The sequence below is a fragment of the Sulfurimonas denitrificans DSM 1251 genome (assembly GCF_000012965.1).
In the GTDB taxonomy this organism is placed as follows: domain Bacteria; phylum Campylobacterota; class Campylobacteria; order Campylobacterales; family Sulfurimonadaceae; genus Sulfurimonas; species Sulfurimonas denitrificans.
In genome coordinates, this window is record NC_007575.1 from 628,283 (window position 1) to 650,153 (window position 21,871).

A 21,871-nucleotide genomic window follows, 5' to 3' on the forward strand; every position below is an offset into this window, starting at 1 on the left:
ATCTACTACATTATAAAATATGATAACAGTGTAATGAGTGAGAGCTTTATCAATGAAATTACTGCCGTACCTATAATATTTCCAATCTGGCAACTTGTACATGAAGTAAATCGTTTTCCTTCATACTGCGCATAAAAAAAGTAAACTATATTTAATCCAAACGCACTAAGAGCTAAATAACCTTGATAGCTCCACAACTCTTTATCTACAAAGAGTGATGATAAGAGCAATACAACCATTACAATCATTATTATATTTATTACTTTAATAATATAGTCTCTTTTAAATGTTGTAGGACAAACTTCAGAGATGGCAAGATCACTTCCAAACTCTAGTTTTTTTTGAAAGAGCTTTTTTTCTACTTTGTTTAGTTTATTTAAAAAAGTTGAACCAAAAGTATAATCAACCTTTCTTTGGAGCAAAATACTAAAGGCTCCATCTGCTTTTAGCGAGTGTTGCTGTAATTCTCTATCTTGATAGACTAAAGAGATAGTTTCATATCTCGTTACCTCTGCACTTAAATTTGGAAAATAAGCAGTTTTTTCAATAGTTGTAACTCTGCCATGAGGGTTTATAATCCTTGGATTTATAAGCTCTAAAAATTCTCCGCCATCTTGTGCAACTACAACTATGTTGAAATAACTTCCAATCTGAAAAGCTGCTAAAGCTTCTAGTGAATTGGCTTTTATCGTATCTTTTAAGTCCTCAATAAGAGATTCTATCTCCTCATTAAAAACTCTGACATCTGTTGCATATTGTACGCTTGGCGGGGTTGGGTAGGTAACTATCTCTTTAATCATCACTCTCTCTATTTTTTGGAATTTAGCAAAGATTTCAACATGTGAAATCTTTGCCATTTAAATTTAGTGGCTTTTTCTTACCACTACAAGCATTTTTATATTGATTACAATAAATCTTATAAACTGCCAAATCTTACATGTTCTTAGCTTGATAGCAAAAGGTCCAGGTGTCATTGTAGTAAAATTGTTTCCGTAAGCTTTTATGTTGTGTTCTGGTTTTTTTTCCATTTTTTTTCCTTTATTATTATTGTTTTTTTATTCTGGAATTAGCGTCCAGCCAGCTTTTAGCTTAGCTTTCCATAGGAATAGATGGTGAAGGATATGTTTAATCCAGTGACCTGCAAGACCAATTTCACCAAAAGTATAATCCGTATCACGACCAGTTCCTGGATACTTATCAAAATCTGGAATAACAGGATAAATTGTCATGGCAGCAGCAGTCCCAGTAAATACACCTTTACCAGCACTAGCAACACAAGCCGCTCCCATGTGAGCCATTGAAGCCTCATGTAGAGGAGCATTTTCACCTTTTAAGATTCTATCGCAAATACTGTGTGCAACAGCTTTTCCAATAATTCCTGATGGCATACCAGTACGTGGAGGCGTAGGATTGATTGGCGTTCCATTTGGAGAACTCATTGGTTTAGAAATTGGATGTGGAGGTGCAAATGCAATACCACAAGCAAACAGATTACCGTATGTAGGGTTTTGGTAAGTTGATGGCCAGTCACTTGCCTTCCAGTTTTCATAAGCACCAGCAGAGTAGTTTGCATCTACTTTCATAAAGCCATTTGGAGCAAAAACAGTTGATGTAATGTCTGAGCCATCTTTTGCAAATGCTTTTAAGCCAACACCTGCAAAAGGAGGAATTAGCATAGAGAAGTCAAACTCCTCTTCACCCATTGAGCCATCAAGTAGTTCATAATGAACCTTACCTTTTTCAACTTTGTTTACATGTGCACCGATAATCCAATCTACATTTCTCTCAGTAAAGAGTGATTCTGCAAAGATTTTTGAACTAACAGCAAATCCCATGCTCTTCATATGTAATCCGCCAACTCCAAAGTCGCCTAAGAAAGACTCATTTGAAATCCACTTTACATCAGCCATATCACGAACACCAGCTTTTTTAAGCTCATGCTCAATGTTAAAGATATACTCAAATGCAGCGCCTTGACATGTACATAAACCATGTCCTGTTCCTATTAGAAACTTTTGACGCTCACCTTTTTTCATCTTTTGGATTGTTTTTTGAAACTCCTCATTGGCGTGAGAAGCATGGTCTGCAGTACAAACAGAAACAGTAAACTCGCCAAGTTCAGAACCCTCTCCAAGCCCTGGAGTCGCACCAAAGTTTAATTTAGGTCCTGTTGCATTGATTAGGTAATCATACTCTATGTTCTCTGTTTTGCCTTCATTGCCCTTAGATGTAAATTCTATAGTTACAAAAGGTTTACCACTTGACTCAGAGCCCTCTGGATTAATTGAGAGCGCTTTTGCTTGTTTAAAATTAATACCAGCTTTTGAATATACAGGAGCTAAGTCAAAGGTAACATCCTCTTTACTCATCTCACCAACACCAACCCAAATGTTTGATGGAATCCAATTCCATTTTGAGTTTGGAGTAACAACAACTACTTCGTGAGCCGAACCAAGCCATTTTGCCGCAAATGTTGCAGCTGTATGACCAGAGACTCCTCCACCAAGAACAACTAATCTTGCCATTTAACATCCTTATTGTTAATTAAGTCTAAAAAAAACTTACTACAATAGTATCTTAAAAATTTAAAAAAAAACTTTGTAAAAATTTTTACCTATTATGAATGCTTATAAATAAAAAATTAAATTTTCAATATTTTGCTAATAATTTCATATACATTCTTAGAGAGAGAGTGCTCATTTAGGACTCTTTGGAGCTCTATCTTCATAACGCTCTTGTTCTGCTCATTTAATTTCTCATATATTTTAAATGCACCAGCCAAGCCTGAAGCAATTTGCGGATTTATCTTATCAATATCTATAATTTTATCTGCGATAAACTTATATCCTAAGCCATCCTTTGCATGAAAATATTTGTAATTTCTAGCAAAAACTCCTATAAGTGAACGAACAAAATTTGGTATAAGTTCATTGTAGGCATCATCATTTTGAAGAGCTATAACCCTATCTAGCGTGCCTTCTCTATTTGAAGCTGCTAAGATTGAAAAGAACTTTTGCATTACTAAAGTATCATTTTTGTATCTCTTATAAAAATCATCAAGTCCAGTTGCAGAAAGCTCGGCTGAGATATTTTCTAAAATATCAAGAGCGACTACTCTATCCGTCATGGTAAGTGACATATTGTATTGCTCATTTGCTAAAGTCGCAATCTCATCACTCTCTAAAGATGAGAGCAGTTTTAAGGCGCGGTTTTTTAGACTTCTCTCTGCTATACTTTTTGCATCAAGCTTTTTCGATTGTGGTTTATGATTTTGTCTATAAAGTTCTAAGAGTTTCTCTTTACATGTAGAAGCAAGATGTTTTTGAAGCTTCTCTTTTGCCTCATAAATTATCTCAAAATCAATTACTTTAGCTCTTTGCATAATGGCAGAGACGCTTGGAAGCTCTAGAAGCAGAGCTTTGTATGACATCTCAAGTTCCTCTTCTAAAATATGCTCATAAGCTTTAACATACTCTTCATCAATTCCCTCACCTCTCATTAGAGCTTCAATCGTCTCTAGGGCAAATGACTGCGCTGACTCATACTTTACAAAGCTGTTTTTATCATGTTTCATTAAAAAAGCGTAATTACTCTCTTTATGTTCTATGATTATCGGAGCTGAAAAATCTCTGTTGATGGAGAGTATTGGTTTTGATTTGGCTTCAAAAACAAACTCTTGGCTCTCTTTTGAGACTATTAAAACTTTTTCTAAAATCTCTTTGCCACTACTCTCTAAAAGAGCAATTTTAAGAGGATAATAGTAAGGTTTTTGTGCGCTGCCATCAACTGCATCTGGAACTATTTGAGTTAGAGTAACTATAAATTTGCCACTCTCAAATCTCTCATCTATCTTCAATTTCGGAGTTCTTGATTGATGATACCATCTCTTAAACTGCTCCAAGTCAACGCCACCAGCCTTACTCATAGCCCATAAAAAGTCATCTGTTCTCACCGCTTGTCCATCAAACGTATCAAAGTACAGATCCATAGCCTTGCGGTACTTCTTCTCTCCCAAAAGAGTATGAAGCATACGTATAACTTCAGCGCCCTTTTCATACACTGTAGCTGTGTAGAAGTTATTGATAGCCATGTAAGAATCTGGTTGAATTGGGTGCGCTGTTGGAGAAGCATCTTCTACAAACTGTCTCTCACGAAGCGCTTTTACATCTTCTATGCGTCCAACCTCTTTTGAGTTCATATCTGCTGAGAAGCACTGATCACGAAAAACCGTAAGCCCCTCTTTTAGTGTAAGCTGAAACCAATCTCTGCATGTAATACGATTTCCAGTCCAGTTGTGAAAATACTCATGTGCGATAACACTCTCAATCGCCATAAAGTTGGCATCAGTCGCACTCTCTTCATCCGCTAAAACATAAGCTGAATTGAAGATGTTTAAACCTTTGTTCTCCATCGCACCCATGTTAAAACTATCAACTGCCACAATACTGTAAATGCTTAAATCATACTCTCTGCCATAAACATCTTCATCCCATTTCATCGCATCTTTGAGTGACTTCATGGCATGTTTGCACTTAGACTCATTTCCTCTGTCTGTGTAGATATATAGCCTTACATATTTGTTGCTTTTTGTTATGAACTTATCCTCTATAACGCCCAAATCTCCAGCAACAATAGCAAAAAGATAAGATGGTTTTGGATGTGGGTCAAACCAAGTTATTCCATGTCTGCCATCATCAAGCTTGAAGTTTGACTCTCTGTTTCCATTGCTAAGTAAAACTGGATAACGCTCTTTGTCCGCTACTAACGTTACTTTAAAAATAGCCATAACATCAGGACGGTCTATATAAGGGGTAATTCGTCTAAAACCCTCAGGCTCGTTTTGTGTACAAAAAATGTTTCCTGATTTATAAAGCCCTTCAAGCTCAGAGTTTAAGTGTGGATATATTTTATTGATAATTATAACTTTGAAGATATCTCCAACATCCAGAATTTTTAAACTCTCTTTTTCCATAACATATCTACTCTCATCGAGTTTTTCATCATCAAGATATATCTCAAGAAGTTCCAAATCAACAGCGTTAAGAGTCAAGTCTTTAGCATTTTTGTCCTCTTTTGTTATCTGCATCAAGTTTGTAACTTGCGTATGCTCTTCAAACAACTCAAACACCAAATCACACGTCTTAATAATAAACTGAGGCGCTTTATAATCTTTTAGGTAAATAGTCTCTACTTTGCTCATAATAATCTCTTTAATTTTTTTATAATAATAGCATAAGTGCTATTTCTATTAAAACTTTATAGAGAGATAAAAACTTATGTCAAATCTGCTGTCTTCTGAGAGATAGTTGTTTTTTTTATATATAACATAGGGTGGTTTTGTGGTGGTTTCGTACTCGCTCTTTGGTAGCCACTCGTGATAGAGCCACTGGATAAATTTTAACATGTCACCTTGTTCTGCGATTAAATCAAACTTTGCGTAGATTCCCTCGGCGATATTAAACTTTGGTAACCTGTCACTCTTTACTTTAACGCCTTTATCAACGACTATACATGCAACATATTGACACTCATTAAGCGGCGTTATCGTTGGGTTGTCATGAAAAAGAGCTATCTGTTTATATTCTGTTATATTGTTGCTAAAAACCCATGTTTGAAGCTTTTGCCATGTACTCTTAATTAGCGCATTATAACCGCTGTGTCTTATGTAGTAACTCTCCATTTGTGGCATTTTTACTATCGTTGGCTCTAGGTGGTCAAATTTTGCAGTTGATTTTTTTGCTTTTGGAGATTGTTCAATTATACGCTGTGAAAACTTCTTATATCCGCCACTTTTCCACTCTTTTGGAGTCATACTAAAACGCTCTTTAAATACACGCAAAAATGATGTTTGAGAGCTGTACCCGCAGATATTTGCCACATCGCTGATTGTTGAGTATTTGTTTGTTAAAAGAAGATTTGAGGCTTTTTGAAGTCTGATAGATTTTATGCTCTCATATATATTTTTTCCAAATACATCTTTAAAGATTCTGTGCATATAAAACTTACTGATTTTTAAGTCCTCACTTAGCTCATCCATCGCTATATTTGTATCTATATGCGTATATATATAGTACATTATAGCATTGGCGATTTGTACTCTTTTTTGTAATGTCTCTTTTTTCATGGTTAAAATTGTAGCAAAAAATAAATATTTTTAAAACACAAATTAACTATATATTTAGCAATAACAGATAGTTTTATAAGCATTAATAGTGAAGAATTAATTTTTATAAAGTTATAGAATTTCGTCAAAATTTATTTACAAGGCAATGAAGATGAAAAAAATTTCTAAAATATTAGTTGCAAACAGAGGCGAGATAGCTCTAAGAATTATTAGAGCATGTAAAGAGCTAGAGATTAAAAGTGTAGCTATCTTCTCAGAGGTAGATGTTGAGGGTATCTGGGTAAAAAAAGCAGATGAATGTTACCCGATAACAGGAGATGCACTTCAAGCTTACCTTGACTATGACAGAATCATCACACTTGCCCTAAAAGCTGGTTGTGACGCTATTCATCCAGGATATGGATTTTTATCTGAGAACGCAGAGTTTGCACAATCATGTGAAGACAGAGGGATCATTTTCATAGGTCCAAAACCTGCTCACATCGCACTATTTGGCGATAAAATGGCTTCAAAAGTAGCTATGAGAGAGATTGGTGTTCCTGTTTTAGAAGGAACAGATGAGCCGATAGTAGATAAAGCTGAAGGCGGAAAAATCGCTGCAAAAATCGGTTTTCCGATTATTATCAAAGCGGCATTTGGCGGCGGTGGACGAGGTATGAGGATAGTTAAGAGTGCAAAACTCTTTGATGAGATGTTCGACTCTGCTACAAATGAAGCTAAAAAATATTTTGGAAAAGGCGACGTATTTATAGAAAAATATGTTGAAAATCCAAGACATATCGAGATTCAAGTCGTAGCCGACAAATACGGCAATGTAGTACATTTAGGCGAGAGAGATTGCTCGATTCAAAGACGTCATCAAAAAGTGATAGAGATTGCGCCATCACCTAGACTTAACCCTGCGGCAAGAAAAGAGCTTTACAGAATCTCTACAAAAGCGATGTTAAAACTGGGCTATGAGAGTGTGGGAACAGTAGAGTACTTACTTGATGAGAACGACAACATCTACTTTATTGAGATGAATACAAGGGTTCAAGTTGAACATCCTGTAACTGAAATTATCTCGGGAATTGACATTATTCAGCGAATGATAGAGATTGCAGAGGGCGATAAACTTAAATATCTTCAAGAGGAGATTAACTTTAGAGGATATGCGATAGAGTTTAGAATAAACGCAGAAAACCCGCAAAACAACTTTATGCCTTCAATAGGTACGATTACAAACTATATAACACCTGGAGGTCCAGGAGTTAGACTTGATTCAAGTGTTTATACAGGTTACACAATTCCACCAAACTATGACTCAATGGTAGGAAAGCTTATTGTTTGGGCGCTTGATTGGGAGGGTGCGGTAAAAAAAGCTTCAAGAGCATTAGATGAGTTTTATATAGATGGCGTAATTACAAACCTCTCGCTTCATAGAGAAATAGTTAAAGATGCGGATTTTATAGCTGGAAATTTAAATACAAGCTATCTTGATAAAAAAATGGAACTCTTCAACTTAAAAGCTACAAAATCTATAGCTGAAGAGGAGAAAAAAACATCATTTATAGCTAACTTGATAAACAAAATTAAAGAGCATAAGTTGATTATTAGACATTAAAGAAATTTCCCTTTTCGTTGCTAAATAAAAAGGGAGTTGTAGTAAAATTGCACTTATAAAACTATTATAAGGCAGCGCAGTGAGCATTTACAGAGAGTATGATATTAGAGGAATTTATGAGCAAGAGTTAAATGAGCAGAGCGTTACTCGCATTGGGTACGCTTTAGCTTCAAAAATCAAAGGTGAGTATGTTGCTGTTGGCTACGACGCAAGAGACCACTCTCCTATTCTTTTTGAGTATCTTGTTCACGGGCTTAATGCTGGTGGGAAAAAAGTTTTAGATATAGGAATGGTTCCAACTCCAGTTAACTACTTCTGCAACTACAACGAATTTGATGGCATCTTAGCTTCTGCTTCAGTGATGATTACAGGTTCACACAACCCAAGCGAATATAACGGCTTTAAAATAACAATAGACAAAGCTCCTTTTTTTGGTGAAGATATTTATGCACTAGGACGTGAGTGCGAAACTATTAAAAGCATACCAAAAGTAAAAAGAGAAGTTACAAAAATAGATGCACTATCTCGTTATGTTGATTTTTTAGTTAGCGAGTTTCAACATCTAAAAGGTATGCCGACTCGCATAGTTTATGATTGCGGAAACGGCGTTGCTGGAATTGTTACTGAGAGAATCTTCTCTGCGTTAGAGTTACATGTAAAAGGTCTTTATGTAAATCCAGATGGAACTTTTCCAAACCACCATCCAGACCCTTCAGATGAGCATAACTTAGAGGATATTAAAAAGCTTCTAGCAACTGAGGGCGATATCGCTTTTGCTTATGATGGGGATGCCGACCGCATAGCTGTTTTAACTCATAAAAACAATATTAAGGGCGATATGATGGCTCTTTTGTACTCTTTGAAGATGGATAAACCTACAGTTGTTGGAGAGGTAAAATGTTCTCAAGTTATGTATGATGAGTTAGAGAAGCGAGGTGCAAAAGCTATCATGTACAAAACTGGACACTCAAATTTAAAAGTAAAAATGCAAGAGATAAATGCCGACCTTGCGTGTGAAGTAAGCGGACATGTATTTTTCAAAAATCGCTACTTTGGTTATGATGATGCTATTTATGCAACTCTTCGTATGTTAGAGCTTGTTCATGATGGAATTGACTTAGATGCAGAACTTGCAAAACTTCCTCAAGTTTTCTCAACTGAAGAGATAAAAGTAAAAACCACAGAGAGTGAAAAATTTAAAATCATAGATAGAGTAAAAGAGCTTTTAAAAACTCCTCCAGCACATTTTCCAAAAATTAAAAATATTATAGATGTTGATGGCGTTCGAATAAACTTTGAACATGGATGGGGACTTGTACGTGCTTCAAACACAACTCCTGTGTTGGTAACTCGTTTTGAATCAACTTCACAAGCAGAAGCAAAACTCTATGAAGACTCTATGAACAAGCTTATCTTAGAGGCAAAAAACTCTCTTTAAAAGAGAGGTAAAATATATTTTGCTATAATCTTGACAATTTTTACGCAATTTAAGGATATTTATGAAAACTCATACACTTTTAATGCCACTAGATATGCACCTTCATCTTCGTGATGGAGTTATGCTTGAGAACATCGCTCCACTTAGTGCTTACAGCTTTAGCGGTGCACTTATCATGCCAAATCTTGTTCCTCCAGTTGAAACATTAGAGGATGTGAAAGCATATAAAGAGCGGATAATGGCGACTGTTCCAAACGATTTTTTTGAACCATATATGACACTTTTTTATAAAAACTATGATAAAAAATTCCTAGCTACTATTGTTGATCACGTTACAGCGATAAAACTCTATCCAGCTGGGATAACTACAAACTCTGAGGGTGGCTTATCTTCTTTTAATATTGAAGAGATGCGCGAAACTCTAGAAGCTATGAGTATTTTAGGAATTCCACTTTGTGTTCATGGAGAGAGTGATGGTTTTGTGATGGATAGAGAAGAAGAATTTATGAGCATCTATGAGCTATTAGCGACAAATTTTCCAGATTTAAAGATAGTTATGGAGCATATTACAACAAAAGCAGCAGTTGATATGCTAGATAAGCATAAAAATCTATACGCAACTATTACAGTTCATCATCTTCTCTTTACCCTCGATGATGTTGTTGGTGGTATGATGATGCCTCATAATTTCTGCAAGCCAATTGCAAAACGTCCTGAGGATTTAGATGCGCTTCTTAGCGTTGCCCTTGAAGCACATCCAAAAGTTATGTTTGGCTCAGACTCAGCACCTCACTCAAAAGAGAAAAAAGAGTGTTCTGGCTGTGCAGCTGGCGTTTTCAGTGCGCCTATTGCGCTTCAGCTTCTGTGTGAAATATTCGAACAGTATGACAAACTAGATAATCTTCAAGCATTCATAAGCGATAATGCTCAAAGTATCTATAAAATTTGCCCTGAATTTAAGGAAGTTATCTTAGAAAAACGTCCATTCATCGTACCTGCATCTTACAGCAATGTAGTTCCAATGTATGCCTCTAGAGCAATAAACTGGGCGATAAGAAGCGTTGAGTAAGATTTTATTCTTAGAAGATGATCTGCTTTTTGCAGAGACTCTGATTGATCTACTTGAAGAGAACAACATGGAAGTTGTTCACGTTCCAAATGGTCAAGCCGCACTAGATAGAACCTTTAAAGAGAAGTTCAATCTCTATCTTCTTGATATTAATGTGCCTCTCGTTGATGGCGTAACTCTGCTTAGAGAGTTAAGAGAGTCTGATGATGATACTCCAGCAATTTTTTTGACTTCTCACAAAGAAAAAGAGGTGTTAAAAAAAGGTTTTCTCTGCGGTGCAGATGACTTTATAACAAAGCCATTTGACGCTGATGAACTTATTTTGCGTATATTGGCAATAATTAAGAGAGCAAAAAAAGAGGATGTTACATGTATAGGATTACTTTGTAATGATGATACACATAAACGTTTTTTATATGATAATAAAGAGATAGAACTCTCAAAAAAAGAGTATCAGCTACTGCGTCTGCTTATAAAACATGCAAACAACACTGTGCCAAAAGAGATGATAATAGACACACTTTGGAGTAGCAGTGAAGGCGGAAGTGATGGAGCGCTGAGGGTTTATATCAACCGCATTAAACAACTTGTTCCGCAAATAAATATAGAAAATATCAGAGGCGTTGGATATAAACTTGTTTCGTAACCTACGCATAACAATTTTTATCTACTACGTTTTAACAGTTCTCTCCTTAATGGGAATTTTATATTACTTCGTCTCTATAATTGAGACACAAAATCTATTTTTACTATTTTTCATTCTATTTTTGCTAACTATTTTCACTGCAATTATAATTGCAAAACTCTCGATTGACCCTCTGTTTGAACATGTAAGAAATCTTCAAAATCTCTCAACAGAAACACTTCATGAGCTAAATCTGCCAATAAGTACAATTAGAACAAACATAAGTATGTTAAAAAAAAATCTCTCAAATGAGAAAGATTTAAAAAGAGCTTCAAGAGTTGAGAGTGCTTGTATTATGCTTCAAGAGCGATATAATGAACTAGACTACATGATAAAACTTCAAAGTGCAAATATAAAGCATGAGACTATCTCGCTAGATGAACTGCTTAAAAAAAGAGTCGATTTTTTAAAACAGATATATCCACATGTAGAGTTTACTTTATCGCTTGAGCCGCTGCAGATAACAAATGACACCATCGGTTTATCCAAGGTCATTGACAATCTTTTGGACAATGCTGTAAAATATTCACTAAATATTCACAAAGTAGATATAAGATTGCACAACCAAACGCTTTACATAAAAGACTATGGTTGTGGCATAGATGAAGTAGAGCTTTTAAAAATTTTTGATAGATATTATCAAAGCAATGAAAATATGCGTGGTTTTGGGATTGGGCTTAGCATGGTAAAGCGTTTTTGCGATGCTAATCATATCGCCTTAAATTTTAAATCTAAGCTAAATATGGGTACAACAGTTATATTAAAATTCAAGGAAAATTAGTGGAAAAAAACATCTTAGCATACGCAGAGGCAGCGTTGGATTATGGAGTTATTGGACTTCTTATACTTATGAGCGTTATTACTCTTTGGTTATTTATTGAGAGAATGATGTTTTATAGCTCTTTGCGTCTAAGTGATTATGAGAATCGGGATGAGCTTGAGATTGATTTAACAGACAACTTAAGCATCATCAGTGTTATAGGTTCAAACGCTCCTTATGTTGGGCTTTTAGGAACAGTTATAGGGATAATGCTTACATTTTACACAATGGGTGAAGTTGGAACTATTGATGCAAAAAAAATCATGGTTGGCTTAGCTCTTGCACTAAAAGCAACTGCAATGGGACTTATCGTTGCAATGCCTGCTATTGTGTTTTACACCTTGCTTTTGCGCAAAGTAGAAAAGATATTGACACTCTTTGATATTGCACAAGACAAAAAGAACAAGTAACTAAATATGGCAAAATTAAAAAAAGTAAGAAAGCGTTTTGATGAGATAAATGTTATACCTTTTATCGACATTATGCTTGTTCTTTTGGTTATGGTTTTAACAACTGCTACATTTGTAAATCAAGGGATTATCCCAATCGAGCTTCCAGAGGCAAAAGCAGCTAAAAAAGAGGATAATAAAAAAGAGGTTACTATCTATATAGATGCAAAAGGTGACATCTTTTTTGAAAAAGAGAGAGTTGATTTAAAAACACTCGAAGCCAAACTCTCATCTGTAGAAAAAGAGCAAGCAGTCCTTCTAAGAAGTGACAAAGAGTCTAAATTTCAAGATTTTGTTAGCGTTATGGATATCTTAAAACGCCTAAACCATGAGCAGCTCTTTATAATCACAAAAGAGTAGTTAGTAACTTCTCTCCAAGAGCCTAAATCTTTTCTCTGAAGAGTTTTGCTCAATATTTGTTTCTCTCTTATCTACATGTAGAGTGTTTTTATCTTCACTAAATATTTTTTTATCAACATTTGAAATATCATGAAAAAGCGTAGTTGCTATAAAAAAAAGTATCATAATTACGACAACACTAGCATAGAGTAAAATATAATTTTTTATATGACCATCTTCAAAGGGATTTTGGATTTTCATTTAACTCACTTATAGATATATTTTCTGAGATTATAGTTAAAAAGTAGGTAATAAAAGATTAATTACAATTTCTTTATGATAATATAATTAAAAAAAAATTAAGGGGATTTTATGCAATCAACAAAATTTCGCGGAACAAAAGTCACACTTGTTGGCGATCAGATAGGAGTGGGTGATAGTGCTCCAATAGCTACTGCAATCGGCACAGATTTAAACAGTGTAACAATAGGCGGTGCTAGAGACAAGATACAGTTAATCGTTACAGTTCCCTCACTAGACACTGATACATGTGCTGCTGAAACAAGAAGATTTAACGAAGATGTCAATAATCTTGATATTTGTGAGACAACAGTTGTATCTATGGATTTACCATTTGCATCTGAGCGTTTTTGCACAACTTCTGGAATTGAGAATCTAACTGTTGTAAGTGACTATTTAGATAAAAGCGTAAGTCTAGCTTATGGAGTTTTGATGGATGACAACAAACTTCAAGGACTAAGTGCCAGAGCCGTTTTTGTAGTTGATAGAAGCGGAATAATAGTCTATAAAGAGATTGTTGAAGAGGTAACTTCTGAGCCAAACTATGAAGCAGCTCTAGAAGCTATAAAACTCGCTAGATAAAATTTAAACCACCAAAAAAGTGGTGGTTTAAATATCTACATGTGGAATGATTACATCATCCCTGGCATTCCACCCATACCGCTCATATCTGGCATTGAAGATTTCTCTTCAGGAAGCTCATAAATCGCAGCTTCTGTTGTAAGAAGCAGGCTAGCAATTGAAGTAGCATTTGTAAGTGCCACACGACCAACTTTAAATGGATCTATAATTCCAGCTTCAAACATATCTACATATTCACCTGTTGCCGCATTAAAGCCTATGTTTTCATTGGTTGCACCTTCAACTGCGTTTACAACTACACCAGCGTCATATCCAGCGTTTGTTGCTATTTGTTTAAGTGGTGCTTTTATAGCTCTAAGGATTATTTCACAACCAATTTTTTGGTCTCCGCTAAGATCAAGTTTTACTTTTGCACCAGCACGAACAAGAGCAGCTCCTCCACCTATAACGATTCCCTCTTCAACAGCAGCTTTTGTAGCAGAGAGTGCGTCATCCACACGATCTTTTTTCTCTTTCATCTCAGTCTCACTAGCAGCTCCAACTTTTATAACAGCAACGCCACCGCTTAGTTTTGCTAAACGCTCTTGAAGCTTCTCTTTGTCATATTCGCTAGTTGTAGTATTCATTTGAACTTTGATAGCATCTACCCTTGCTTGTACAGCTTCAGACGTTCCTGCACCATTTACAATTACAGTATTGTCTTTATCTATAACTATACGAGAAGCTTGTCCTAGATGTTGGATTGTAGCTCCGCTTAGTGTATGTCCCGTCTCCTCAGAGATAACAGTTCCAGCGGTAAGCACCGCAATATCTTGCAACATCGCTTTTCTTCTATCACCAAATCCTGGAGCCTTAACTGCAGAGATATTTAAAACACCACGAAGTTTGTTTACAACTAAAGTTGAAAGTGCCTCGCCCTCTACATCTTCAGCTATTATAAGAAGTGGACGAGAAGTTTTTTGAACCTGCTCTAAAACTGGAAGCAAATCTTTAAGTGATGCAATTTTGCTATCGGCTAGTAAAATCCAAGGATTTTCAATCTCAGCAGTCATCTTCTCTGTATTTGTAATAAAGTACGGGCTTAAGTAGCCACGATCAAACTGCATACCCTCAACAACATCGAGTTCATCAACAATTCCCTTAGCTTCTTCAACAGTTATAACACCATCTTGGCCAACTTTTTCCATAGCTTCAGCAATCATATCGCCAATAGCAGTATCAGAGTTTGCAGAGATAGTTGCAACTTGTGCTATATCTTTTTTACCGTTAATTACTTTGCTTGATGCTTTTAAATGTTTTAAAATCTCTTCACAAGCCTTATCCATCCCTCTTTTTACTTCGATAGGGTTAGCTCCAGCTGTGATATTTCTTAAACCTTCAGAAAAAATTGCATTTGCTAAAACTGTAGCTGTCGTTGTACCATCACCTGCTTCATCAGCTGTTCTTGAAGCAACATCTTTTACAAGAGTAGCACCCATATTTTCCAGTTTGTCTTGTAGTTCTATCTCTCTAGCAACAGATACACCATCTTTTGTGATTATAGGATTACCATAACTTTTTTGAATCAAAACATTGCGACCACGAGGCCCCATTGTAACCTTTACTGCGTCTGTAAGTTTTGCAACACCACGAGCCAGTGCATTTCTTGCGTTATCTGAAAAAATTATCTCTTTTGCCATTTCATACTCCTTTAATTTTGCTTATTTTATTTATTATTTGATGATTCCAAAAATATCTTCACTATCTATGATAAGAAATTTCTCTCCATCTAGCGTAACTTCACTACCTGAAAACTTTCCAAAAAGAACTTTGTCCCCACATAACATCTCTTTAACTTCCGAACTAACTGCTACAACCTCACCACGCGAAGGCTTCTCTTGCGCATTATCAGGAATAATAATACCACTTGCTGTAGTATTTGCCTCTTCTACTCTTTTTACTAGGACTCTTTTGCCTAATGGTTGAAAATTCATATAAAACTCCTTAAATAATATTGTTTATGAGCGCAATTTTACAGAAAAAAGGTAACAAAGTCAATACATATTTAGTCACATAGACTAAAGTTTTTTTATTAAATTAACTAAAGATACTTGACATTAATTGTATTTATCTATATATTTTCAATTTTATTTTATTTAACACTCTATATTTCGTAATCTTAGGTTATTTAAAGTTTCAAGTAAGTATAATTCTGCCTCTTAAAAGATGTCAGGGTAGCTCAGCTGGTTAGAGCACTGGTCTCATAAGCCGGGGGTCGGGGGTTCGAGTCCCCCCTCTGACACCATATTTTTTTAAGATTCCGAATTAGCTCAGCGGTAGAGTAGGTGACTGTTAATCACTTGGCCACTGGTTCGAATCCAGTATTCGGAGCCACAACAACATAGAACCCCTTAATATAGGGACTTCTTACTCCTCATAAATCATTCGATGACAATTTAAGTGCCATTGGATTTCAAATAAATCCCTATCTAAACCACCGTTTTATAAGCTAATAAATAACATTTCAGAGGTGTTTGTACAATAACAATTAAGTATTTTGTTAAGGGTAATTATTTGAAATAAAATAGCACTGAATTTTTAAAAATTGATTAAGATGCCCAAGATAAGGCTTAAATGAAGATATGGCTCCGAATACTGGATTCGAACCAGTGGCCAAGTGATTAACAGTCACCTACTCTACCGCTGAGCTAATTCGGAACATTTGATAGGGCGGAATTATACTTTAAGAGCCATAAAAAGTCAAGGTTTTGGCATTATTTTATTCGTTTTCTTTTTTCATTTTCATGAAGAATAAAAAACTCTAAATTACCTATTTTTTTAATGACTACTATTTTTTTGGACATTAGATTTTTAAGGCGAATTTTACTCTCTTCATCAAAGAGTAAATCTATATCTTCCATGGTTAGTGGTCTTTTGTCAAGCGTGTTTAAAATCTCTTCATCATCGTAAGTAGCGTTGTTTGGTTCTGCATGGATTCTTGAGGCTACATGTACAGGAAGTGAGCTATCAAAAAGAAGCGATACCTCATAGAGCTCTTTATAGCTAAGTCCTTCAACAGGATAGGCGGGTGGTCTATCTATCGTGCCTAAATCAATTCTAGTGGCATTTATTTTTAATAAAACTTCATTTAGTTTATATATTTCTTCTTTTGTATCATTTAATCCATGAACAAAGAGTATCTCTATAAATAGCTTTCCTCTATATACATGTGAAAACTCTTCTACCTTTTGAACTATTTTAGCTATATCTATATTTTTATGAGGTCTATCTATTCTTTTAAAGACATTATCACTTACAGCGTCAAGAGATAATTTTACTTGATCTAGTTTTAGGAGTAATGAGAAAATTCTATCATCAACAAGTGTTGCGCTGTTTGTTAGTATAAGTGTTTGCGTGGAGTTTTTTATCTTATCTATCTCTTCTATTAGTTTATCAAGATGCGGGTAGAGAGTTGGTTCGCCATTTGCAGTTAGTGTGATAACGTCTATTTTGTCATGTAGATGAGTTTTTAGCTCATCTATTATGGTAGATACTTCAACTACTTCTATCTGTTTATCGGTTGTAGCACTTGGAGCTAGTTCACAGTAAAGGCAGTCAAAATTACACTGTTTTAGAGCAGGGGAGAGATCTACACCCAAAGAAGAGCCAAATCTTCTTGAGTTTATCGGACCAAAGATAGTTTTCACTTATTTTTTACTAACCCTATGACACTCTTTGATGAAGTGTTTTGCATTCTCTACTGGGACGTCGGGGAGTATTCCATGTCCAAGGTTAAAGATATGTCTTTTTCCACCCATTATTTTTTGAATAGACTCTACAGACTCAGTAGTTTCCTCTTTTGAGTAGAGTCTGCATGGCTCCATATTTCCTTGAAGAACATAGCGCTCTCCAAGCTTCTCTTTTGCTAAATCCATAGGTGTTGACCAATCAACTCCAAAGACTTCAAAATTTCCATACACTTTATCTAAAAATGCAGGTATTCCTTTTGGGAACATGATAATTGGAATATGCGGATATTTTGCTTTTAGATAATCTGCAATCTCTACCATATATTTCCATGAAAACTCATCATATTTTGAAGGTTCAATTGCTGCCGCCCATGAGTCAAAAATCTGAACAACATCAATACCAGCCTCTATTTGCTTCTCCATGTAAAACTTTACAACCTCAGTTACTTTAGAGAGAATTTTATGAAGAAGTTTTGGGTTTGAGTACATCATTTTTTTGCAAATATTGTAAGTTTTTGTTCCCTCGCCCTCTATCATATATGTAGCAAGCGTCCATGGAGCTCCTGTAAAGCCTATTAAAGCCTTATCTTCTGCTAATTGCTCTTTAATAAGTTTGATAGTATCATAGACATAAGTTAATTTAGAAGCTGCCTCATCTCCACCAAAGAGTCTATCTAAGTCTGCTTCATTCTTTATAGGATCATCAAACTTTGGACCTTCTCCTGTTACAAACTTTAAATCCATTCCCATCTCAAGAGGGACTACTAAAATATCACTAAAGAGTATTGCTGCATCAACTCCTACAATATCAACTGGCTGAAGAGTTACTTCACAAGCTTTTTTAGGGTCATGACAGAGGTTTAGAAAATTTCCAGCCTCAGCTCTAACCCTCATGTACTCTGGGAGGTAGCGACCAGCTTGGCGCATCATCCAAACAGGCGTATATGGTGTCTCTTTGCCAAAGCATGCATCTACAAATATTTTACTCATTTTAATCCTTAATATTATGTTTAGTGACTTTTTCCGACTTTACTTAAAAAATAGAGCCCAACTGCAACAGCAGTGATAGAGAGTGCCAAATATAGTAAATCTAATGCGCCGTTATAAGTTGTATGTCCAACTTTTTGGAAAAAACCAACAACTAAAACCATAACGATAACTTTAGATATTTTATCTTTTAACTGATCTAGTGAATGGACTGCTAATAGTTGATTTTCACACCCATCTTTATCTTTTGCTGGATCTATATCTGAGATAAAAAGTTCGTAAAGACCAAAAGAGAAGATAATCATTACAACACCAATAAGATATAAATCAACCGCACCGATGATTCCACCAACAACTTCTTCGTGAAAGTGTTCTGGATGTGAATGTGTTATGTAGGTGCTTATGACATATTTTGCTGTTTCATAAATATCAAAACTCGCAACTACAAAAAGTAAAATAGCCCCAATAAGTCCAAAAAAAACGGCAAGCAAGATTATAAATCTTGAATGCCACAACCCGTTTTCAAAAACTTTCTCTAGCATTAGTTATTTTCCCTCTTCTATTTCTATCCATTTTTGAGCTATACGAACAGCATTGGTTGCAGCACCAACTCTCAAGTTGTCAGCTACTATAAAGAGGTGAAGAACTGTTTTGTCAAAATTATCTACTCTTATACGACCAACAAAAGTCTCATTTTTTTCTAGAGCGATTGAAGGCATCGGATAGATTGACTTTTCTGGATTATCAAGAACAATAATATTTGGCGCTTTTTCTAAAAGTTCTCTTACTTTATCTGCATTAACTTCACAAGCAAATTTTATACTCACTGCTTCTGCATGTCCACGAAGAGTTGGAACTCTAACGCATGTAGCACTCAGTGGAATCTCTCTGTGCATAATTTTGGTTGTTTCATTTACCATTTTCATCTCTTCTTTTGTGTAGCCGTTATCTAAAAATTTATCTATTTGAGGGATAACATTTAGGGCAATCCTATGAGCAAAAGCTTTTACTTCTGCCTCATCAAGCTTAAATGCAAAGAACGATTGCATCTGCGTTACAAGCTCTTCCATAGCGCTTTTTCCAGCACCTGAAGTTGCTTGGTAAGTGCTTACATCTACTCTTTGAATATTGTATGCTTCATCAAGAGGTTTTAGCGCTTGAACCATTTGAATTGTTGAGCAGTTTGGATTGGCAATAATTCCAGTTTTTTTCCACTTTGCAATATCTTGCGGGTTTACTTCAGGTACAACAAGAGGAACGTTTTCATCCATTCTAAAGTGAGATGTGTTGTCAATTACAACAGCTCCCGCTCTAACTGCAGACGCAGCAAACTGTGCACTAACACTTCCACCAGCAGAAAATAGTGCTATCTCAATATCTTCTTCTTCAAAAACAGTGTCTGTTAACTCTTTGATAGCAACTTCTCTGCCAGCATACATGACTGTTTTTCCAATACTTCTTGAACTTGCAAGTGGAATGAGCTTATTTATTGGAAATTTAACCTCTTGTAAAATTGTTAATATCTCTTCTCCAACTGCTCCATTTGCACCTACTACTGCTACATTATACTTTTTTAACATGTTTCGTTCCTTATAAATTTATACATTTTATTTTGTAAACCTTCTTGAGCTTAAAAAAAGTCCCTCAGGAGCAATTTCATTCGCATCACTAAGTATAACAGCTCTCTCAACAACAGAGATTAACTCTCTTATGTTTCCTGGCCAATTATAAGCAAGGAGCTGTTTCTTTGACTCATCTGAAAAGCTTTTTAATTCAAAACCATATTTTACACAATTTTGCTCTAAAATCTTTTGAGCTATCGCTAAAATCTCCTCTTTTCTCTCTGCAAGAGGTGCGATTATTATTGGAATTGTATTTAAGCGATAATATAAATCCTCTCTAAAAGTGCCATTATGAATTTTTTGCTCTAAATCTGCATTCGTTGCTGCAATAACTCTTATATCTATTTTTATACTTTTAGAAGACCCAAGACGCCTCACCTCTTTTTCTTGCAGGGCGCGAAGAAGTTTTGCTTGAACGCCATAAGGCATCTCTGCTATCTCATCTAAAAAAAGAGTTCCGCCATTTGCTAGTTCAAACTGCCCAGCTTTTGCTTCACTTGCATCGGTAAATGCACCTTTTTCAAAACCAAATAGCTCGCTCTCTATTAAATTATCTGGAATTGCTGCCATATTTATGGCTATAAAAGGTTTTTTAGATCTAGGGGAGTGTTCATGAATGAAAGAGGCAAACACCTCTTTGCCAACACCGCTTTGACCTAAAAGTAAAATAGTTGCATCAGTTTTAGCAGCTTTTGAGGCAATATGTAGAGCTGATTCAAGTGCTTTTGAAGTTCCATAAAAACCACTGTTGTTAACATTTTTTTGCTCTGCATGTACTATTTTTTTAACTTTTTGTATTTTATCTTCTCTTTTTATAGCAGCTATTAAAGTATCTACATCAAAAGGTTTTAATAAAAAATCCTTAACTCCAAGATGAATTGATTCTATAGCTCTTTGAAGAGTCGCATTTCCAGTCATGATTATGACTTCAAACTTTCCATCAAGTTCCTTTACAAACTCTATGCCATCCATTCCCGGCATATTTATATCTGTAATTACAAGATGAAAACTCTCATTAATGCCCTTTAGTGCATCCTTAGCATTTTTAAATGTTATTATTTCAAACTCTTTATAATCGCTCATCGCAATTTCAAGAGATTTTCTCATATTTATATCATCTTCAACTATTGCAATTTTCACTAAATTTCACCTTTTCCTAAAGGAGTGATTCTAGCGAAACTATCATTAAGATCGACTTTGAAGCAAGTTGTTCTAAGTGTGAGAGTTGTAGTTGAGCTATTTTGTAGATTAATGTTTGTCTCTTTATGCTCTACATGTAGTCCAAGTTTGTGAATGTAATCTATAAATTCAGAAGAGTTTAGGGCGATTATTTTTTTTAAGTCATTTTGATTGTTGCTAGCCAAGAGGAGTTCTGAGTATGGCTTGCCACTACACTTTTTCATACTCTTTGAAACAAGAAGCGTTTCATTGTATAAAATGGCATCTTTGACTATGTATTTGTATGATATAAGATATTCACTCGCACAAAGTGAGAGTGAACATAGAACTATTGTTGAGCAAAATCTGAGTGTGAAATTAATATTTCCATCTCTACTTCGCATAATCCCTCTTTAAAAGTTGTCTCAACTATATCTGCATTTCTTACTATTGCTTGAACGTATGTGCGGATTGTTGATTTTTGAACCATCATATTTTTGATAGTGTCTTGCCCATCAACACGAACACCTTTTACTTTTTCAGCTATTGCTCTATATGCATCAGCAATAGCAGCTCGCTTAGCAAGTGCGTAAGCTTGAGCAGGAGAAGATGTGTTCATAGGTGCAACACCTTGACCAACGACAGAGATATGCATAGATCTATTTTGTTTTAGAATTTCTTCTTGAGTCGCCATAGTAGCTAACTCTTCTTCTCTTTGAGCTCTAACTTGAGAGAGTTTATCCATTGTTTTTTGGCTCTCTTCTTTTGCTTGAGCCGCCTGCATTTTAGCAATTGCAGCCTCTTCACGAACTGCTGCTAACTCAGCATTTGTTTGCTCTACAACAGTAGTATCAACTACGAGAACTTTATCAGCTCCAAAAAGTGATGAAACACTTAAAAGCATCGCAAGTAGTATAGAATATCTCATTGTTTGTCCCTTGGCATGGTTTTATAAATTTTTCTTAAG

23 protein-coding genes and 3 tRNA genes are annotated in these 21,871 nt (G+C 35.4%); 10 read left to right on the forward strand and 16 right to left on the reverse strand.

Going from position 1 to position 21,871, the window contains the following annotated elements; all coding sequences use genetic code 11:
* Positions 1-5: 5 nt before the first annotated feature.
* The 5 genes from SUDEN_RS03225 to SUDEN_RS03240 form a co-directional block, all read right to left on the reverse strand.
* Positions 6-857: a peptide deformylase gene (locus tag SUDEN_RS03225; protein WP_011372251.1), complete on the reverse strand. Its 852-nt coding sequence runs from the start codon at positions 855-857 to the stop codon at positions 6-8.
* Between the two features lie 6 nt (positions 858-863).
* On the reverse strand, positions 864-1,028 hold the full coding sequence (locus tag SUDEN_RS11365; protein ID WP_169302052.1) for a hypothetical protein: 165 nt from the start codon (positions 1,026-1,028) through the stop codon (positions 864-866).
* Positions 1,029-1,055: 27 nt separating this feature from the next.
* Positions 1,056-2,525 carry an NAD(P)/FAD-dependent oxidoreductase gene (locus tag SUDEN_RS03230; RefSeq protein WP_011372252.1) on the reverse strand — a complete coding sequence of 490 codons (1,470 nt, stop codon included), beginning with the start codon at positions 2,523-2,525 and terminating at the stop codon, positions 1,056-1,058.
* A 116-nt stretch (positions 2,526-2,641) separates the two neighbouring features.
* Positions 2,642-5,200: an aminopeptidase N gene (gene pepN / locus SUDEN_RS03235; protein WP_011372253.1), complete on the reverse strand. Its 2,559-nt coding sequence runs from the start codon at positions 5,198-5,200 to the stop codon at positions 2,642-2,644.
* 48 nt (positions 5,201-5,248) lie between these two features.
* Positions 5,249-6,124: an AraC family transcriptional regulator gene (locus tag SUDEN_RS03240; RefSeq protein ID WP_011372254.1), complete on the reverse strand. Its 876-nt coding sequence runs from the start codon at positions 6,122-6,124 to the stop codon at positions 5,249-5,251.
* 151 nt (positions 6,125-6,275) lie between these two features.
* Here SUDEN_RS03240 and SUDEN_RS03245 point away from each other — a divergent pair, with 151 nt between their 5' ends.
* The 7 genes from SUDEN_RS03245 (at position 6,276) to exbD (ending at position 12,548) form a co-directional block, all read left to right on the forward strand.
* A complete protein-coding gene (locus SUDEN_RS03245; protein WP_041672188.1) occupies positions 6,276-7,727 on the forward strand; it encodes an acetyl-CoA carboxylase biotin carboxylase subunit in 1,452 nt (483 codons plus the stop codon).
* Positions 7,728-7,806: 79 nt separating this feature from the next.
* On the forward strand, positions 7,807-9,165 hold the full coding sequence (locus tag SUDEN_RS03250; protein WP_011372256.1) for a phosphomannomutase/phosphoglucomutase: 1,359 nt from the start codon (positions 7,807-7,809) through the stop codon (positions 9,163-9,165).
* Positions 9,166-9,226: 61 nt separating this feature from the next.
* A complete protein-coding gene (pyrC, locus tag SUDEN_RS03255) occupies positions 9,227-10,234 on the forward strand; it encodes a dihydroorotase (RefSeq protein WP_011372257.1) in 1,008 nt (335 codons plus the stop codon).
* Positions 10,227-10,880 (forward strand): response regulator transcription factor, encoded by a 654-nt coding sequence (locus SUDEN_RS03260; protein WP_011372258.1) that lies wholly within the window; start codon positions 10,227-10,229, stop codon positions 10,878-10,880. Before pyrC ends, SUDEN_RS03260 begins: the two co-directional genes overlap by 8 nt.
* Positions 10,870-11,700, forward strand: coding sequence for a sensor histidine kinase (locus SUDEN_RS03265; protein ID WP_041672189.1), 831 nt, complete (start codon positions 10,870-10,872; stop codon positions 11,698-11,700). Before SUDEN_RS03260 ends, SUDEN_RS03265 begins: the two co-directional genes overlap by 11 nt.
* On the forward strand, positions 11,700-12,149 hold the full coding sequence (exbB, locus tag SUDEN_RS03270) for a TonB-system energizer ExbB (protein WP_011372260.1): 450 nt from the start codon (positions 11,700-11,702) through the stop codon (positions 12,147-12,149). The genes SUDEN_RS03265 and exbB overlap by 1 nt, the downstream gene beginning before the upstream one ends.
* Before the next feature lie 6 nt (positions 12,150-12,155).
* Positions 12,156-12,548, forward strand: coding sequence for a TonB system transport protein ExbD (gene exbD, locus SUDEN_RS03275; protein WP_011372261.1), 393 nt, complete (start codon positions 12,156-12,158; stop codon positions 12,546-12,548).
* Here exbD and SUDEN_RS03280 read toward each other — a convergent pair whose 3' ends face one another.
* Positions 12,549-12,788: a hypothetical protein gene (locus SUDEN_RS03280; RefSeq protein ID WP_011372262.1), complete on the reverse strand. Its 240-nt coding sequence runs from the start codon at positions 12,786-12,788 to the stop codon at positions 12,549-12,551.
* A gap of 111 nt (positions 12,789-12,899) precedes the next feature.
* On the opposite strand from SUDEN_RS03280, the gene tpx reads away from it, so the two are divergent.
* Entirely contained in the window at positions 12,900-13,409 is a 510-nt protein-coding gene (gene tpx / locus SUDEN_RS03285; protein WP_011372263.1) for a thiol peroxidase, read from the forward strand.
* 50 nt (positions 13,410-13,459) lie between these two features.
* On the opposite strand, the gene groL is transcribed toward tpx, so the two are convergent.
* Positions 13,460-15,088: a chaperonin GroEL gene (gene groL, locus SUDEN_RS03290; protein WP_011372264.1), complete on the reverse strand. Its 1,629-nt coding sequence runs from the start codon at positions 15,086-15,088 to the stop codon at positions 13,460-13,462.
* A gap of 33 nt (positions 15,089-15,121) precedes the next feature.
* Positions 15,122-15,382, reverse strand: coding sequence for a co-chaperone GroES (gene groES, locus SUDEN_RS03295; RefSeq protein WP_011372265.1), 261 nt, complete (start codon positions 15,380-15,382; stop codon positions 15,122-15,124).
* Positions 15,383-15,616: 234 nt separating this feature from the next.
* Here groES and SUDEN_RS03300 point away from each other — a divergent pair.
* Both SUDEN_RS03300 and SUDEN_RS03305 read left to right on the forward strand, forming a co-directional pair.
* A tRNA-Met gene (locus SUDEN_RS03300) sits at positions 15,617-15,693 on the forward strand.
* Between the two features lie 14 nt (positions 15,694-15,707).
* A tRNA-Asn gene (locus SUDEN_RS03305) sits at positions 15,708-15,782 on the forward strand.
* 249 nt (positions 15,783-16,031) lie between these two features.
* Here SUDEN_RS03305 and SUDEN_RS03310 read toward each other — a convergent pair.
* From SUDEN_RS03310 to SUDEN_RS03345, 8 genes are all read right to left on the reverse strand, one after another.
* Positions 16,032-16,106, reverse strand: a tRNA-Asn gene (locus SUDEN_RS03310).
* A gap of 56 nt (positions 16,107-16,162) precedes the next feature.
* Positions 16,163-17,095: a radical SAM protein gene (locus tag SUDEN_RS03315; protein WP_011372266.1), complete on the reverse strand. Its 933-nt coding sequence runs from the start codon at positions 17,093-17,095 to the stop codon at positions 16,163-16,165.
* Complete coding sequence (hemE, locus tag SUDEN_RS03320; protein WP_011372267.1) at positions 17,096-18,127, reverse strand: uroporphyrinogen decarboxylase; 1,032 nt, start codon at positions 18,125-18,127, stop codon at positions 17,096-17,098. It lies immediately after the preceding gene.
* 20 nt (positions 18,128-18,147) lie between these two features.
* Entirely contained in the window at positions 18,148-18,666 is a 519-nt protein-coding gene (locus tag SUDEN_RS03325; RefSeq protein ID WP_011372268.1) for a YqhA family protein, read from the reverse strand.
* A gap of 3 nt (positions 18,667-18,669) precedes the next feature.
* Positions 18,670-19,704, reverse strand: coding sequence for an aspartate-semialdehyde dehydrogenase (locus SUDEN_RS03330; RefSeq protein ID WP_011372269.1), 1,035 nt, complete (start codon positions 19,702-19,704; stop codon positions 18,670-18,672).
* Between the two features lie 27 nt (positions 19,705-19,731).
* Positions 19,732-20,886, reverse strand: a complete 1,155-nt coding sequence (locus SUDEN_RS03335) for a sigma-54-dependent transcriptional regulator (protein WP_011372270.1) — start codon at positions 20,884-20,886, stop codon at positions 19,732-19,734.
* Entirely contained in the window at positions 20,886-21,308 is a 423-nt protein-coding gene (locus tag SUDEN_RS03340; RefSeq protein WP_011372271.1) for a hypothetical protein, read from the reverse strand. The genes SUDEN_RS03335 and SUDEN_RS03340 overlap by 1 nt, the downstream gene beginning before the upstream one ends.
* Entirely contained in the window at positions 21,254-21,832 is a 579-nt protein-coding gene (locus SUDEN_RS03345; RefSeq protein WP_011372272.1) for an LPP20 family lipoprotein, read from the reverse strand. Before SUDEN_RS03345 ends, SUDEN_RS03340 begins: the two co-directional genes overlap by 55 nt.
* Positions 21,833-21,871: the final 39 nt, after the last annotated feature.

Bases quoted from the DNA above. Each gene is read 5' to 3' on its own strand.
- SUDEN_RS03245 (WP_041672188.1), top strand. From the start codon at position 6,276: ATGAAAAAAATTTCTAAAATATTAGTTGCAAACAGAGGCGAGATAGCT.
- hemE (WP_011372267.1), bottom strand. From the start codon at position 18,127: ATGAGTAAAATATTTGTAGATGCATGCTTTGGCAAAGAGACACCATAT.
- tpx (WP_011372263.1), top strand. From the start codon at position 12,900: ATGCAATCAACAAAATTTCGCGGAACAAAAGTCACACTTGTTGGCGAT.
- groL (WP_011372264.1), bottom strand. From the start codon at position 15,088: ATGGCAAAAGAGATAATTTTTTCAGATAACGCAAGAAATGCACTGGCT.
- pepN (WP_011372253.1), bottom strand. From the start codon at position 5,200: ATGAGCAAAGTAGAGACTATTTACCTAAAAGATTATAAAGCGCCTCAG.
- groES (WP_011372265.1), bottom strand. From the start codon at position 15,382: ATGAATTTTCAACCATTAGGCAAAAGAGTCCTAGTAAAAAGAGTAGAA.
- SUDEN_RS03230 (WP_011372252.1), bottom strand. From the start codon at position 2,525: ATGGCAAGATTAGTTGTTCTTGGTGGAGGAGTCTCTGGTCATACAGCT.
- SUDEN_RS11365 (WP_169302052.1), bottom strand. From the start codon at position 1,028: ATGGAAAAAAAACCAGAACACAACATAAAAGCTTACGGAAACAATTTT.
- SUDEN_RS03325 (WP_011372268.1), bottom strand. From the start codon at position 18,666: ATGCTAGAGAAAGTTTTTGAAAACGGGTTGTGGCATTCAAGATTTATA.
- SUDEN_RS03340 (WP_011372271.1), bottom strand. From the start codon at position 21,308: ATGCGAAGTAGAGATGGAAATATTAATTTCACACTCAGATTTTGCTCA.
- exbD (WP_011372261.1), top strand. From the start codon at position 12,156: ATGGCAAAATTAAAAAAAGTAAGAAAGCGTTTTGATGAGATAAATGTT.
- SUDEN_RS03330 (WP_011372269.1), bottom strand. From the start codon at position 19,704: ATGTTAAAAAAGTATAATGTAGCAGTAGTAGGTGCAAATGGAGCAGTT.
- SUDEN_RS03240 (WP_011372254.1), bottom strand. From the start codon at position 6,124: ATGAAAAAAGAGACATTACAAAAAAGAGTACAAATCGCCAATGCTATA.
- SUDEN_RS03345 (WP_011372272.1), bottom strand. From the start codon at position 21,832: ATGAGATATTCTATACTACTTGCGATGCTTTTAAGTGTTTCATCACTT.
- pyrC (WP_011372257.1), top strand. From the start codon at position 9,227: ATGAAAACTCATACACTTTTAATGCCACTAGATATGCACCTTCATCTT.
- SUDEN_RS03280 (WP_011372262.1), bottom strand. From the start codon at position 12,788: ATGAAAATCCAAAATCCCTTTGAAGATGGTCATATAAAAAATTATATT.
- SUDEN_RS03225 (WP_011372251.1), bottom strand. From the start codon at position 857: ATGGCAAAGATTTCACATGTTGAAATCTTTGCTAAATTCCAAAAAATA.